The organism is Streptomyces sp. NPDC001406 (assembly GCF_042895285.1).
Lineage (GTDB): Bacteria > Actinomycetota > Actinomycetes > Streptomycetales > Streptomycetaceae > Streptomyces.
The window spans coordinates 417,837-430,812 of the sequence record NZ_JBIAWG010000002.1; the positions used below are offsets into that span (position 1 = coordinate 417,837).

Consider the following 12,976-nt stretch of genomic DNA (forward strand, 5'->3'; position numbering starts at 1 on the left):
GTCACCCATGCTAGTCGGATCGTCCGCCGAGTTCCTCAGCGCCAACTGCGAACCGGTGTCCCGCCTGGACCGGCGCGAGTTGTCCGCCGAGGAGCTGAGCCCGGACCTCGCCGAAGTCCTCGCCGTCTGCGAGGAGTACCGGATCGCGACCGGCGGCGCCTTCGACGCCTGCCTGCCCGGCCGGGGGCTCGACCCCTGCGCGGTGGTCAAGGGCTGGTCGGTGCAGCGGGCGGCGGACCTGCTGACGGCGGCCGGGGCACGGCGCTTCTGCCTGAACGCCGGGGGAGACGTGGTCGCGGCCGGTGGTCCCTGGCGCGTCGGCATACGGCATCCCGAGCGGGCGGACCGGCTGTGCGCGGTGCTGGAGATCACGGACGGGGCGGTGGCGACCTCCGGGCGCTACGAGCGCGGCGACCACATCCTCGACGGCCGCACCGGCCGCCCGGCGACCGGGCTGCTCAGCCCGACCGTGGTCGCGCCCACCCTGACCGAGGCCGACACCACCGCGACGGCCGCCTTCGCGATGGGCGAGGAGGGCGTGGCGTGGGCGGCCGCCCGGCCCGGCTGCGAGGTGTTCGCGGTCGACGCCGGGCGCCGGGTGGTGCGTACCGCGGGCGTGCCGTTGGCAGGGAGTGGTGCCGAAACCCTCGCGGTCTAGACTCGTCCCCGCAACGGCCTGCGCAAGGACAACCGTGGCCGAAAGTGGGCAGTTTCTGCCAAACCCGAAGGGTATTCGGCGTTTTGATACGGATAGATTCAGTCACCAAGCGGTACCCGGACGGCACGGTCGCGGTCGACCGGCTGTCGTTGGAGATACCGGACCGCTCGATCACCGTCCTGGTCGGGCCCTCGGGCTGCGGAAAGACGACGACCCTGCGGATGATCAACCGGATGGTCGAACCCAGCGAGGGCAGCATCCTCCTCGACGGCGTCGACATCCAGCAGCAGCCGGTCAACACGCTGCGGCGGTCCATGGGTTACGTCATCCAGAACGCCGGTCTCTTCCAGCACCGCACGATCGTCGACAACATCGCCACCGTGCCCCGCCTGCTGGGCTGGAGCAAGCAGAAGGCCCGCGCCCGGGCCGCGGAGCTGATGGAGCGGGTCGGGCTCGACTCCGCCCTCGCCAAGCGGTACCCGTACCAGCTGTCCGGCGGCCAGCAGCAGCGCGTCGGCGTGGCGCGGGCGCTCGCCGCGGATCCGCCGGTGCTGCTGATGGACGAGCCGTTCTCCGCCGTCGACCCCGTGGTGCGCAAGGGGCTGCAGGACGAACTCCTGCGCATCCAGGAGGAGCTGGGCAAGACCATCGTCTTCGTCACGCACGACATCGACGAGGCCATCAAGCTGGGCACCATGGTCGCCGTGATGCGCACCGGAGGCAGGCTCGCCCAGTACGCGCCGCCCGCCGAACTGCTGACCTCGCCCGCGGATCCGTTCGTCGAGGACTTCCTCGGCACCGACCGCGGCATCCGGCGGCTGTCCTTCTTCCCTTCCGGGCAACTGGAGTTGCTGACCGCTCCGATCGTCGCGGTGGACGCCGACGCCGAGAAGATCGCCGCGCGCGGCTCGGCGGACGTGCCCCATCTCCTCGTGACGGACCTGGACGGCAAGCCCCTCGGCTGGGGCGAGCCCCAGGACCTCACGGCGGGCGAGATCGTGCCCGAGCGGCTGCTGTCCCACGGGCGGCCCTTCGTGCACGGCAAGGACTCGCTGCGGGCCGCGCTCGACTGCGCGGTGCTGTCGCCCACCGGTTGGGCCGTCGGCGTGGACGGCACCGGGCGGGTCGTCGGGGTCGTGTCGCAGCAGACCATCGCCGAGGCCATTCGCCACGCCCACGCCGACGGCCGCGTCGACGAGGTGAAGGCCGCCGGATGAACGGCTTCTTCGACATCCCCAGCGACCTCCAGCACAGCTACGCCGGCCTGATCGGACTGCACCTGCGGGAGGCGCTGCTGCCGGTCCTCGCGGGCCTGATCGTCTCGCTGCCCGTCGCCCAGCTCTGTGTGCGCTTCCGCTGGCTGTACCCGCCCGTGCTCGGCGTGACCACCGTGCTCTACGCCATCCCGTCACTGGCCTTCTTCGTCGTCCTCATCGACTACACCGGCCAGAGCGAGACCACGGTGATGATCCCGCTGGCCGTGTACAGCCTGGTGGTGCTCGTCCCGGCGATCGTGGACGGGGTGCGCTCGGTACCGCAGGAGACCCTGTCGGCCGCCACCGCCATGGGCCTCGGGCCCGTACGCCGCTATGTCCAGGTGCAGTTGCCGATCGCCGTGCCCGCGATCATCGCCGGCCTGCGGGTGGCCACCGTGTCCAGCATCAGCCTGGTCAGCGTCGGCATGCTGATCGGCAACCAGGGCGCGCTGGGCAACCTGCTGCACGACGCGCAGATCTACAACCGGCCCGTGCTCGCGGTGAACTCCGTCGTGACGACCGCCGTCCTGGCGACCCTGGTCGACGCGGCCCTGGTGGCCGTGCGCATTGTGCTGACCCCCTGGATGCCGAAGGAGAGCGCGGCCCGGTGAACGTACTGAACTTCATCCACGCCTTCTTCAGCGACAGCTCCCACTGGCAGGGCTACGACGGCATCCCCACCCGGATCACCGAACACATCCAGTACTCCCTCGAAGCGCTCGCCCTCGCCGCCGTGATCGGACTGCCGGTCGGCCTGGTCACCGGGCACTACGGCCGCGGCGGCAACGCCCTCGCGCTGATCGCCACCGCGGGCCGGGCGCTGCCCACCTTCGGCCTGCTGGTGCTGGTGGTCACCTGGCTGGGCTTCGGCATCGAGATCGTGATGATCCCGCTGGTCGTCCTCGCCGTACCGCCGATCCTCGTCACCACCTACGAGGCGATGCGTTCCGTCGACCCGTCCCCGGTGGACGCCGCCCGGGGCATGGGCATGCAGGAGTCACGGATCCTCTTCCAGGTGGAACTCCCGGTGGCGCTCCCGCTGATCCTGGGCGGGCTGCGCTCGGCGGCCGTCCAGATCGTGTCCACCGCCACCATCGCCGCGTACGTCAGCCTCGGCGGCCTCGGCCGCTACATCATCGACGGCCTCTACCAGAAGAACTACGAGAAGGTCGTCGGCGGCGCCACCCTGGTCGCCGCGATGGCCCTGGCCACGATCGCGGTGTTCTGGGCGGTGGGCCGGATCGCGGTGTCACCGGGGGTACGGCGCAGCGGCTGACGCTCACGCCTCGGCGCGGGCCAGTGCCAGCTCCAGTACGACGAGCAGCGCGTCCCGCACCGAGCCGCGTTCCCGGGCGTCGAAGACGACGAGCGGGGTGCCCTCGGCGACGTCGAGGGCCCAGCGGACCTCGTCCAGGGTGTGCTCCACCTTCCCGTCGAAGGCGTTGATGGCCACCGCGAACGGGATGCCCTTGTGCTCGAAGTAGTCGACGGCCGCGTAGCAGTCGTCCAGCCGTCGGGTGTCGACAATGACGAGCCCGCCGACCGCGCCCTCGACGATGTCGTCCCACATGAACCCGAACCGCTCCTGTCCGGGCGTGCCGAACAGATACAGCTTCAGCGTCGGGTCGATGGTGATGCAGCCGAAGTCCATCGCCACCGTGGTCGTGGTCTTGCACGGGGTGTGCGTGAGGTCGTCCACGCCCGCCGCGACCTCGGTGATGGCCGCCTCGGTGGTCAGCGGCTCGATCTCGGAGATGGAGCCGACGGCCGTGGTCTTGCCGACGCCGAAGCCGCCCGCGATCACCATCTTGACCGGCAGCGGTGGCCGTACGGCGGCCTGCGTGCCGCGGACCAGCGGTTCAGTCGGTGTCACTCAGTTCCCCTCGGGAGTCGGGGACGGCACGGAGGCCGTCGATAACCCTGCGCAGGACGGATGCGTCGTGGGTGGCTTCGACGTCGGGCAGGTACACCGCCAACTGCCCGGCGTCACGCAGGTCCTCGGCCAGCACGCGCACCACGTTGAGATGCAGCCGCAGCCGGGCCGCCAGCTCCGCGATCGACTGCGGCAGCCGGCAGGCGGCGACGATGTCGTGCCGCTCGAAGGAGAGCCGGCCGAGCGCCGCGAGCCCCGCGGTGGTGGCCACCACCTGGGTCTCGACCGGCATCGCCCGGCCGGGGGCGTTGTCCGCCACCCGGCCGGCGGTGACCAGGAACGGCCGTACGGCGGGGGCGGGGCCGACCGGGTCGGGGCCCGGTGGCGGGGAGCCGTCCGCCATGGCTGGGTCGCTTCCTTTCTCGACCGGCGTCCGGTCAGCGCGCCGACACCGAACCGACGGTGTTCTTCAGTTCGAGCACGAGTTGCGGGCTGAGCGCGGCACCGGCGCGGTTGGCGAACACGGTCATCTCGTAGGCGATGTTGCCGAGCTTGGCCTCCTTGTCGGCGACCACGCCGAGCACGGCGCCGTTGCCGATCGCGGAGACGATGACATGGCCGCCCTCCAGATCGATGATGACCTTGTTCAGACCGCCCAGCCCGTAGTTGCCGGAGGCCCCGGCGGCCAGGCTGGTGATGCCGGAGACGATCGCGGCCAGCCGCTCGGAGTGCGCGCGTTCACGCAGCTCGGACACCGCGATCAGCAGGCCGTCGGACGACACGGCGATGGCGTCGACGACGCCTGCGGTCTCGGTCGCGAAACGGTTCAGCAGCCAGTTGAAGTCGGCCGCGGCGGCCTGCAGGTCGGTCGGTGTGGTGCCGCCCGTCGGGGTGTCACCTGTCGACGTGCTCACTGCTCGGCTCCTTCCGGAAGGTGGTTCTGGTCCTGCGGGGGGTTCATGGTCTGCGAGGCGCCCGCCGGACCGGCCTCGTTGCCGGGGCGGGCGAAGTTCCCGGTGTCGCTGTCGCGCTGGGCGCGCTCGACCGCCGCCTCGAACTCCTCCAGCGCACTGCGCACGGCCTCCGCGTCCCGCTCCCGCGCCTCTTGCGGCAGCACCTGCGCGGCACCGGCGGTGGTGCGCAGGGTGGCTCCCCGGACCCGGCGGCGCAGGGGACGGGAACTGTCCTGGGCGGGTGGTGACTCGGTGCGTGCGGCAGGGACGAGCGGGGCCTTCCTGTCGGTCACCGGCGACTCGCGGCGGGGGACCCGGCGGGGGAGGGTGGTGGAGTGGTCCGGGTCCGCGTCCGGGGCTGCGGCACGGTCCTCGACGGTGGCGGAGGGCACGGGCCCGGAGACGGCCGGGGACGCGGGCTTCGCTTCCGCGGCCGCGGGCACGGGCATGGCTTTCACCTCCGAGGCCACGGGCACGACCTTCGCCTCCGCAGCCGCGGGCACGACCTTCGCCTCCGAGGCCGCGGGCACGGGCATGGCTTTCGCTTCCGCGGCCGCGGGCACGACCTTCGCCTCCGTGGCCGCGGGCACGGGCACGGCTTTCGCTTCCGCGGCCGCGGGCACGGCTTTCGCTTCCGCGGCCACGGACGCGGGCTTCGCCTCCGACGCCACGGACGCACCCACGGCGGCCGGCTCACCGGCACCGCCCGACGCCGGGTTCGTCCCACCGTCGGCCGAGTCCATAGCCGAACTGCCGGAGGCATTCGCCGGCACCGGACTCGTCGTCAGCAGCAGTGCCGCGGGAAGCTTCGCCTCGGCCGTCACACCGCCGCCCGGGGTGCGGGTCAGTTCGACCCCGATCTCCCAGCGGCGGGCCAGGGCGCCGACCACGAAGAGGCCGAGGACCTTGGTGGGCACCACGTCCAGGCGCTCGCGGCGGATCAGCCGGGCGTTCTCCTCGGCCAGGCGCTCGGCGCTCATACCGAGTCCGTGGTCGGTGATCACGACGTACGCGGCCTCGTCGCCGGAGCGGACGGTGACCTCGACCGGGCTGCCCTCGGGAGAGAACGACACCGCGTTCTCCAGGAGTTCGGCCACCATGAGGGTCAGGTCGCCGATGATGTCCGGCTCGACCACGGCGTCCGTCCCGGCGTACAGCCGTACCCGCTGGTAGCCCTCGATCTGCCCGAGCGCGGCCCGCACGACATTGGTCAGGGCCGTGGGCTCCGCGTCCAGCGCCGTCTCACGGATGCCGGCCAGCAGCATCAGGCTGTCGGCGTTGCGCCGCAGGCGTACGGCGATGTGGTCGATGGAGTAGAGACGCTCCAGCAGGGCGGGGTCGGTCTCGCCCCGCTCGACGGCGTCGATCAGGGCCAGCTGGCGGGTCGTCAGATTGCTGACGCGACGGCCCACGTTGCCGAACATCTCCGCGACGTTGCGCCGGCTGAGCACCTGCCGCTCCAGCAGCGCCCCGGCGGTGGTCTGCACATTGTTGAAGGCCTCGGCCAGGTCACCGATCTCGTCGCGCGCGGTGACGGGCATGTCGCGCAGCCGGGGCGGCCCGTCGTCCTCGGCGTCGTCGTCGGCCACCCGGGCCAGTTCCCGGCCGGCCACGTCGGCGACCTCCCGCGCGGCGCCCGTGAGGGACTGCACGGGGCGGATGACCGAGCGGCGGACCAGCACGGAGAAGGCGATCCACAGCGCGAAGCCGACCAGCGTGCCGCTCAGCAGCAGGAGGGCGCGCCACTGTGCCTCGTTGGAGGCCTCGTCGGCCCGTGCGGCGATGTCGTCGATCAGCGAGGTGGTGATCTTCAGCCGGGCGGCGGCCTGGTCCGGATAGGCGGGGTACTCGCTCAGCGCGTCCTGCACCGCCTTGCGGATCTCGTCCTGTGTCCCGGCCTCCAGCTGCGTGGGGTCGATCTGCAACTCGGCGAAGGACTCCGCGATGCGCTGCTGCGCGGCGGTGTGCTCGATCCCCGCCAGCTTGCGCGCCTGGTCCTGTGTGGCGAACCGGTTGAAGCGGTCGGCCTGGTGGGAGTAGAGGTCGTACGCGCCGACCGCGTTGGTGAACTCGATCAGGGCGTTGGTGTCCCCGGTCGTCGCCGAGAACACACTGGTCTCGAAGGCGCCGTGGGCGGCGTCCGCGCGCAGCAGGGAGTCCAGCAGGTTGCCGGTGAAGGTGGACGCGAGCGAGGTGGTGCGGTCCAGTCCGAGGCCGTCGATCACGCCCTTGGCCGCGGAGGTGTAGGCCGGGTCGATGTTGTCGGCCGGCAGATAGCCACGCTCGACGCTCTGCCGCAGGCTGGAGAGACCCTCGACCTCCCTGAGCGCCTGTGTCTCGGTCTGTGGCAGCCGGTCGCCGAAGGTGTCGCGCACCGTCTCGACCTGGTCGTCCACCGCCTGCTGGGCCGTGCGGTAGGCGGCCAGGGAAGGCTTGGAGTAGCCGGACTCGAAGCGCGCGGAGAGCAGGATGGCCTGCTGGTGCTCCGCCTCCACGCGGTCCACCAGCCGGGCCACCGTGGCGCTGTCGCGGACGACGCGCGCCGCCGACTCCGTGGTGTTCGACTCCTCGATCAGGTCGCTGACGAGGTAGGACAGCAGGACGGCGATCACGGCGAGCGGCACGCCGACGAGCAGATTGAGTTTGCGCCGGAAGGGCCAGCGGTCGGCGAAGCCTCGTGGTTCGGCCCGCTCCGGGCGGGCAGGCCGAGCGGGCGCGTCCACCTCGTTCGTGGACACCGGGCCTCCTTGGTCGGGGTGTCTCCACCCGAACTGATGCGTAACGGCACGGAAGCGGGCCCCGTGCACCGCTGTGACCGATATCAACTGCCGCGAGACTACAGCGTCCTTGAAGGTCCAACCGGCTCGCCTTTTATCAAGAATCCGTTACAAAGGAACCGCTCTCCATCCACAACTTGCCACGGATCGAATCCAATCGGTGACCAAGAGGCACTTGACTGACCGAGAACCGGCTGGATTGGATCAGTGAGTGCTGTTCCCGGCGCTGCGTCCAGCGCTGTTCCCCCACCCCACCACCTCTGAGTCCGGAACGGGAATCGTGACTGTCACCACCCACACCAGCAGGTCCATCCGGAGACACCGAGGCGCGGCTGCGGTCGCGCTCGCCGCGGTTACGGCCCTGCTGGCGGGCTGTTCCTCCTCCGACGACAAGGCCGGCGACCCGCTCAAGGAAGACGGCGGCAAGGCGAGCGGCGACACCGTCGTCGTCGGCTCCAACAACTTCGCCGAGAGCATCCTTCTCGCCGACATCTACGGCGAGGCCCTGAAGGCCAAGGGAATCAAGGTCAGTTACAAGCCGAACATCGGCAGCCGGGAGACCACCTACGGCCTGCTCAAGAACGGTTCCATCTCGGTCCTGCCCGAGTACAACGGCGCCCTGCTGGCCTACCTCGACCCGAAGGCCACCCCGAAGACCATCGAGGCGACCACCTCGGCGATCGAGGCCAAGCTCGACTCCAAGCTGACGCTGCTCCAGCCGGCGCCGGCGCAGGACAAGGACTCGGTCACGGTCAACGCGGCCACCGCGAAGAAGTACAACCTGACCGACAAGTCCTCCGTCTCCGACCTCAAGAGCGTCGCCAAGGACCTGGTCATCGGCGGCTCGCCGGAGTTCCAGACCCGACAGCAGGGCCTGGTCGGCCTGAAGTCCGTGTACGGCCTGGAGTTCAAGTCCTTCAAGGCGCTCGACGCGGGCGGCCCGCTCACCCAGGCGGCGCTGAAGAAGAACACCGTGCAGGCCGCGGACATCTTCACCACGGACCCGACCATCGCCAAGGAGAAGTTCGTCGTCCTGCAGGACACGGAGAACCTGTTCGGGTTCGAGAACGTCCAGCCGCTGGTCTACAAGAGCGCGCTCTCCCAGAAGGGCGTCGACGCGCTCAACGCCGTGTCCGCCAAGCTCGACACGGCGACCCTGCTGGACCTGGACACCCAGGTGCAGTCGCAGAACAAGGACCCGCTGGACGTCGCCAAGGCCTGGCTGAAGTCCGCCGGCCTCGACTGACGTTCCACGGGTGGGCGCGACCCACGACGGCCCGACGCGGGTGCCACCGGATGCCGGGGACACCCGCGTCGTGCCCGGACTGGTCCGGCTCGCCGACGCGGCCGCCGAACCCGTCGTACCGCCAGAGGCCCTCGACCGGGTCCGCCGGGCCCGGGAGACCGCCGACCGCCTCGCCGGCACCGGTCGTCTCTACGGCCGCGGCACCGGCGTGGGCGCCCACCGCTCCGTCCCGGTCGACCCGGCCGACGAGACCGGGCACGGTCTGCGCCTCCTGCGCAGTCACGCGGGCGGCGCCGGACGGCTCGTCCCGCCCCGCCAGGCCCGCGCGATGCTCGCCGTCCGCGCCGACCAGCTGATCGCCGGCGGCTCCGGCATCCACCCGTCCTGGGTGACCGCCCTCACCGAGGCACTGCGCCTCGGCGTCCACCCCGCGATCAACGAGTACGGCGGAGTGGGAGACGTAAGAAAAAGGAGGGCGCGGTCGTGCTCCGCAACGGACTGGAACCCTGGCACCTGCTGATCGTCGCGGTCGTGTTCATCGTGCTGTTCGGCTTCAGGAAGCTGCCCGACACCGCCCGGGCCCTGGGCAAGTCGATGCGCATCCTCAAGAGCGAGGCCAAGGCGATGAAGGACGAGAACCCGGTGCCGGTCACCGGCACCGCGGAGCCGCCGGCCGCCGCCAGCTGACAGCGGCGGTTCCGCTAGCATCCGCACCGTGCCGGCCTCCGAACCCACCATCCTCGCCACCTCCGGCGGCCACCGCGCGGGCGGCCGGACCATGGTCGAGTTCGACGCGCTGGTCCATCACGCGGTGGACCTCTCGGGCGTCCACGGCCGTCCGCCGCGCGTCATGTACGTCGGTACGGCGATAGGCGACGCCGAGCACTTCACGGCCCGTATGTCGGAGGCGGCGCGGGTGGCGGGGTTCGACCTGACCCCGCTGCACCTCTTCCCGATGCCCAACCTGGACGACGTCGAGGGCGCGGTCCTCGCGCAGGACGTCGTCTGGGTCATGGGCGGTTCGGTGGCCAATCTGCTGGCCGTGTGGCGGGTGCACGGCCTGGACCGGATCATGCGCCGGGCCTGGGAGTCGGGTGTCGTGCTCAGCGGGGTCAGCGCCGGTTCCCTGTGCTGGTTCCGGGGCGGCACCACCGACTCCTTCGGCCCCGAACTCCGCCCGCTCACCGACGCGCTCGGCTTCCTGCCGTACGGCAACGGCGTCCACTACGACACCGACACGGGCCGCCGCCCCCTGGTCCACCGGCTGGTCGCCGACGGCACCCTGCCCACCAGCCACTGCACCGACGACGGCGTCGGCCTGGTCTACCGGGGCACGGAACTCACCGAGGCGGTCACCGAGATCCCGGGCAAGGGCGCGTACGTCGTCCTGCGGGACGGCGACAAAGCGGTGGAGGAACGCCTGGAACCCCGGCTGCTGCCGGGGGTGTGAGCCCGGCGCCGCGGGCTCACACCGGTTCGCCCGTGCCCTCCGCAAGAGCGGGGGCCGTCGCCCGGGCCGCCTCCTGCTTGCGTAGGCGGCGGCGTTGGCGCCGGCTCACCCGGGGCTTCTGGTCCGGCAGCCAGCCGAAGGTGAGGCAGCTGCCGATGATGCCGAGGAGGAGGCCGATGAAGAAGCCGCCGAGGTTCGAGGTGAGCCAGGTGGCCAGGGAGGCCATGACACCGATGAGGGAGTAGAAGATCCGCTGGGCGGGGCTGAACAGGGTCAGCAGGCCGCACAGCAGCATCACGGTCGGCAGCAGATAGCCGGCCAGGCCCTGCATGCCGACGTGCATGACGACCTTCATCGACGCCTTCATGGTGAGCAGGACCTCCGCCCCGCCCAGGGCGAGCAGCAGCCCGCCCCAGAACGGACGGCGGGCCCGCCAGCGCCGGAAGGCGGGCCGCATCCCCTGCGGTGACCGGTCGGTCATCAGCAGGCCGAGTCGCTGAAGCCGAGTTTCAGCCCCGGCAGCTTGAACACGCCGGCGGTGGTGGCGTAGTTGGTCTGCCGCAGGTTGCCGATGTGCACGGTGTCGGACTGCTGGCTGAAGACGCCGATCGGGCCCTTCACCCCGGCCTTCGTCAGCGTGCTGGCGTCGTTGCCGATCTCGATGTTGTCGAACGCGGCGTCGCCCGACAGCTCGGTGGAGTCGGTGGTCAGGTCGGTCGCCGACACCTTGTCCTTGCCGCCGCCCGCGGTGATCTTCAGGTTGATGCCACCGAGGTCGACGCTCTGGCACAGCTTGGTGAGCGTGGCGTTCTTGATCGCGGAGGTGACCACCAGGACCTGACCGCCCGTGTCACCCGTGTTCGGGCTTCCCTCGGCCATGTTGTCGAGGTTGCCGAACTGCTCGAAGCCGGTGCCGTCGAGGTTGGTCGCCGTGACCGTGAACGGCATGCCGGAGATGGCGAACTGGACTCCCAGCGCGCCCTCCGCGGTGAGGACCGCGAGGCCCGCGGCGACCAGGGTGGCCGGCACGGCCAGCACGGCGGCACGGCGCAGCCGGACCCGGCCACGTCTGTCAGTATCTTCGGTGATTTCCCCGGAACCGCTTTCCGGGTTCTCGGGGATGTTGTCGGCGGACGAGGCCATCTCTGCTCCCATGGGCAAAATCAACGCGGGTTGGGCTTCAGTGGCACGTTGTCCTGGCGCGGACAGCGGCTGCCGCGCACGCCTCCTCACAACTCCCGGCGATTGCAAGGGCTTTCTCGTTACGCGTCAGTAGCCGACGAGGAAGTTACCGGGGGTTACTTTTCACGGTCAAGAGAGTTGTGAAAAAAGAGTGTCGATTGTGGGTCGGCTGTGGCTCCGACCTTGAACTCCCTTGGTCGGCCTTGACGTTGACGGACACTCAGGTCTACAACTCTCCCTGGTTTCCCTCGGATCCGTGGCGCCGGATCCGCCGCCGCGGCATCGCCCGCGTCCCGGCCCGAACCCCCCTCCCCCCTTCACCGCTCCGCATCAGCGCGGCAACGGCCACGGTCGCTTCCCCCTCGGTCCGTGCCCGGCCGCCCCCCCACCCGGCCCGGCCGGAGGCCTCTCCCCCCGAAGTCTCCGGCCGGTGTCCGGCCGGCTGCCGTTGCCGGTCCGTCACGTACGGAGAAGGCGTAACGGGTCGGCAACGGCTGGCGCCGCGCGCGCCCGACCCACCCCCCACCCCACCTCACGCAGCCCCCCACCCAAGGAAAGAGGCACCCCCATGCGTACGCGATCCCTCCTCGCCCTGGCCGGAACCGTCGTCGCCCTCACGGCCGCGGCCACCGTCCCCGCCTCCGCGGACGGCGCCGTGCTCACCACGGGCAGCGCCGGCGGCACCGCCGTGGCGGTCGGCGACGTGCTCAGCGCGCCGCTGGCCAGTGGCACCAGCGCGACGCTCTACTCCAGCGCGACCGGCACCAGCGGAGTCACCTGCACGTCCTCGACGTTCACCGCCACCGTCACCGACAACCCCGCCGCCCCCGGCACGGCCACCGAGGCGGTCGACGCGCAGACCTTCGACAGCAGCAGCTGCACCAGCAACGTCCTCGGTGTCACCGGCGTCACCAGCATCACGGTCGACAACCTGCCGTACACCACCTCGGTCGCCTCCGACGGCACCCTCACCGTCACCCCGGCGAGCGGTTCCACCATCCAGACCACGGTCAAGCTGAAGACCCTGCTGGGCAGCATCACCTGCGTCTACCAGGCCGCCGGCCTGACCGGCAAGGCGGACAACGCCGACAACAGCATCTCCTTCACCAACCAGCAGTTCACCAAGAGCTCCGGCTCCTCGCTCTGCTTCGCCAGCGGCTTCTTCACCGCGAAGTACGCCCCCGTCACCGACGCGGGCGCGGCCGTCTACGTGAACTGACGCTCCGAGGGCCGGCGTTCAGTGCCGGCGCAGTCGCAGTACGAGGGCGGCGCCCCCGGTGAGCACCAGCACCGCGGCGGCGCCGCCCGCCATCAGCGGTGCGGACGGACCCGAGCCGGTCGCGGTGTCGGAGGCGACCGGCGTGCTGTCGGTGGTGGTGCCCGCGGCGCCCGCGGCCGACTGCGGGGCGTCCGCCGCGGGGGCCGACGGGGTCGCGGCGCTCTTCGAGGACGTCGAAGGGCTCGGCTTCGCACTCCGGCCGTCTGCGTGAACTGACGCTCCGAGGGCCGGCGTTCAGTGCCGGCGCAGTCGCAGTACGAGGGCGGCGCCCCCGGTGAGCACCAGCACCGCGGCGGCGCCGC

General features: G+C 71.1%; 16 protein-coding genes. 10 read left to right on the top strand and 6 right to left on the bottom strand.

What is annotated here, in order from left to right; genetic code table 11:
- Window positions 1–7: 7 nt before the first annotated feature.
- The 4 genes from ACFY1J_RS05960 (at window position 8) to ACFY1J_RS05975 (ending at window position 3,190) form a co-directional block, all read left to right on the top strand.
- A complete protein-coding gene (locus ACFY1J_RS05960; protein WP_390707387.1) occupies window positions 8–658 on the top strand; it encodes an FAD:protein FMN transferase in 651 nt (216 codons plus the stop codon).
- An 83-nt stretch (window positions 659–741) separates the two neighbouring features.
- Window positions 742–1,875 carry an ABC transporter ATP-binding protein gene (locus tag ACFY1J_RS05965; protein WP_390707386.1) on the top strand — a complete coding sequence of 378 codons (1,134 nt, stop codon included), beginning with the start codon at window positions 742–744 and terminating at the stop codon, window positions 1,873–1,875.
- Window positions 1,872–2,525: an ABC transporter permease gene (locus tag ACFY1J_RS05970; RefSeq protein WP_390707385.1), complete on the top strand. Its 654-nt coding sequence runs from the start codon at window positions 1,872–1,874 to the stop codon at window positions 2,523–2,525. Before ACFY1J_RS05965 ends, ACFY1J_RS05970 begins: the two co-directional genes overlap by 4 nt.
- Window positions 2,522–3,190 (top strand): ABC transporter permease, encoded by a 669-nt coding sequence (locus ACFY1J_RS05975; protein ID WP_390707384.1) that lies wholly within the window; start codon window positions 2,522–2,524, stop codon window positions 3,188–3,190. Before ACFY1J_RS05970 ends, ACFY1J_RS05975 begins: the two co-directional genes overlap by 4 nt.
- Window positions 3,191–3,193: 3 nt before the next feature.
- On the opposite strand, the gene ACFY1J_RS05980 is transcribed toward ACFY1J_RS05975, so the two are convergent.
- The 4 genes from ACFY1J_RS05980 to ACFY1J_RS05995 are packed head-to-tail and all read right to left on the bottom strand — an operon-like array spanning window position 3,194 to window position 7,478.
- A complete protein-coding gene (locus ACFY1J_RS05980; RefSeq protein WP_363294431.1) occupies window positions 3,194–3,787 on the bottom strand; it encodes an ATP/GTP-binding protein in 594 nt (197 codons plus the stop codon).
- On the bottom strand, window positions 3,774–4,190 hold the full coding sequence (locus ACFY1J_RS05985) for a DUF742 domain-containing protein (protein ID WP_390707383.1): 417 nt from the start codon (window positions 4,188–4,190) through the stop codon (window positions 3,774–3,776). Before ACFY1J_RS05985 ends, ACFY1J_RS05980 begins: the two co-directional genes overlap by 14 nt.
- Window positions 4,191–4,224: 34 nt before the next feature.
- Window positions 4,225–4,701, bottom strand: a complete 477-nt coding sequence (locus ACFY1J_RS05990; protein WP_316752833.1) for a roadblock/LC7 domain-containing protein — start codon at window positions 4,699–4,701, stop codon at window positions 4,225–4,227.
- The gene (locus tag ACFY1J_RS05995) at window positions 4,698–7,478 is read right to left on the bottom strand and encodes an ATP-binding protein (RefSeq protein ID WP_390730750.1); all 2,781 of its coding nucleotides are present in this window, start codon (window positions 7,476–7,478) and stop codon (window positions 4,698–4,700) included. The genes ACFY1J_RS05990 and ACFY1J_RS05995 overlap by 4 nt, the downstream gene beginning before the upstream one ends.
- A gap of 319 nt (window positions 7,479–7,797) precedes the next feature.
- On the opposite strand from ACFY1J_RS05995, the gene ACFY1J_RS06000 reads away from it, so the two are divergent.
- Genes ACFY1J_RS06000 through ACFY1J_RS06015 form a run of 4 tightly spaced genes read left to right on the top strand, consistent with a single transcriptional unit; the run spans window position 7,798 to window position 10,213 of the window.
- The gene (locus tag ACFY1J_RS06000) at window positions 7,798–8,763 is read left to right on the top strand and encodes an ABC transporter substrate-binding protein (protein WP_390707381.1); all 966 of its coding nucleotides are present in this window, start codon (window positions 7,798–7,800) and stop codon (window positions 8,761–8,763) included.
- A 10-nt stretch (window positions 8,764–8,773) separates the two neighbouring features.
- A complete protein-coding gene (locus tag ACFY1J_RS06005) occupies window positions 8,774–9,283 on the top strand; it encodes an aromatic amino acid lyase (RefSeq protein ID WP_390730751.1) in 510 nt (169 codons plus the stop codon).
- Window positions 9,247–9,450, top strand: coding sequence for a Sec-independent protein translocase subunit TatA (tatA, locus tag ACFY1J_RS06010; protein ID WP_390730752.1), 204 nt, complete (start codon window positions 9,247–9,249; stop codon window positions 9,448–9,450). The genes ACFY1J_RS06005 and tatA overlap by 37 nt, the downstream gene beginning before the upstream one ends.
- A gap of 28 nt (window positions 9,451–9,478) precedes the next feature.
- Window positions 9,479–10,213 carry a Type 1 glutamine amidotransferase-like domain-containing protein gene (locus tag ACFY1J_RS06015; RefSeq protein WP_390707378.1) on the top strand — a complete coding sequence of 245 codons (735 nt, stop codon included), beginning with the start codon at window positions 9,479–9,481 and terminating at the stop codon, window positions 10,211–10,213.
- Window positions 10,214–10,229: 16 nt separating this feature from the next.
- Here the strand turns inward: ACFY1J_RS06015 and ACFY1J_RS06020 are convergent, their stop codons facing one another.
- Window positions 10,230–10,694 (bottom strand): DUF6114 domain-containing protein, encoded by a 465-nt coding sequence (locus tag ACFY1J_RS06020; protein ID WP_390707377.1) that lies wholly within the window; start codon window positions 10,692–10,694, stop codon window positions 10,230–10,232.
- A complete protein-coding gene (locus ACFY1J_RS06025; RefSeq protein ID WP_390707604.1) occupies window positions 10,694–11,356 on the bottom strand; it encodes a DUF6230 family protein in 663 nt (220 codons plus the stop codon). The genes ACFY1J_RS06020 and ACFY1J_RS06025 overlap by 1 nt, the downstream gene beginning before the upstream one ends.
- 607 nt (window positions 11,357–11,963) lie before the next feature.
- On the opposite strand from ACFY1J_RS06025, the gene ACFY1J_RS06030 reads away from it, so the two are divergent.
- Both ACFY1J_RS06030 and ACFY1J_RS06035 read left to right on the top strand, forming a co-directional pair.
- Window positions 11,964–12,614, top strand: a complete 651-nt coding sequence (locus tag ACFY1J_RS06030; RefSeq protein WP_390707376.1) for a Tat pathway signal sequence domain protein — start codon at window positions 11,964–11,966, stop codon at window positions 12,612–12,614.
- Between the two features lie 58 nt (window positions 12,615–12,672).
- Window positions 12,673–12,885 carry a hypothetical protein gene (locus ACFY1J_RS06035; RefSeq protein ID WP_390707375.1) on the top strand — a complete coding sequence of 71 codons (213 nt, stop codon included), beginning with the start codon at window positions 12,673–12,675 and terminating at the stop codon, window positions 12,883–12,885.
- Window positions 12,886–12,976: the final 91 nt, after the last annotated feature.

Excerpts from the sequence above, each read along its gene's own strand:
- ACFY1J_RS05985 (WP_390707383.1), bottom strand. The coding sequence starts at position 4,190 with ATGGCGGACGGCTCCCCGCCACCGGGCCCCGACCCGGTCGGCCCCGCC.
- ACFY1J_RS06030 (WP_390707376.1), top strand. The coding sequence starts at position 11,964 with ATGCGTACGCGATCCCTCCTCGCCCTGGCCGGAACCGTCGTCGCCCTC.
- ACFY1J_RS05970 (WP_390707385.1), top strand. The coding sequence starts at position 1,872 with ATGAACGGCTTCTTCGACATCCCCAGCGACCTCCAGCACAGCTACGCC.
- ACFY1J_RS05960 (WP_390707387.1), top strand. The coding sequence starts at position 8 with ATGCTAGTCGGATCGTCCGCCGAGTTCCTCAGCGCCAACTGCGAACCG.
- ACFY1J_RS06020 (WP_390707377.1), bottom strand. The coding sequence starts at position 10,694 with ATGACCGACCGGTCACCGCAGGGGATGCGGCCCGCCTTCCGGCGCTGG.
- ACFY1J_RS06025 (WP_390707604.1), bottom strand. The coding sequence starts at position 11,356 with ATGGCCTCGTCCGCCGACAACATCCCCGAGAACCCGGAAAGCGGTTCC.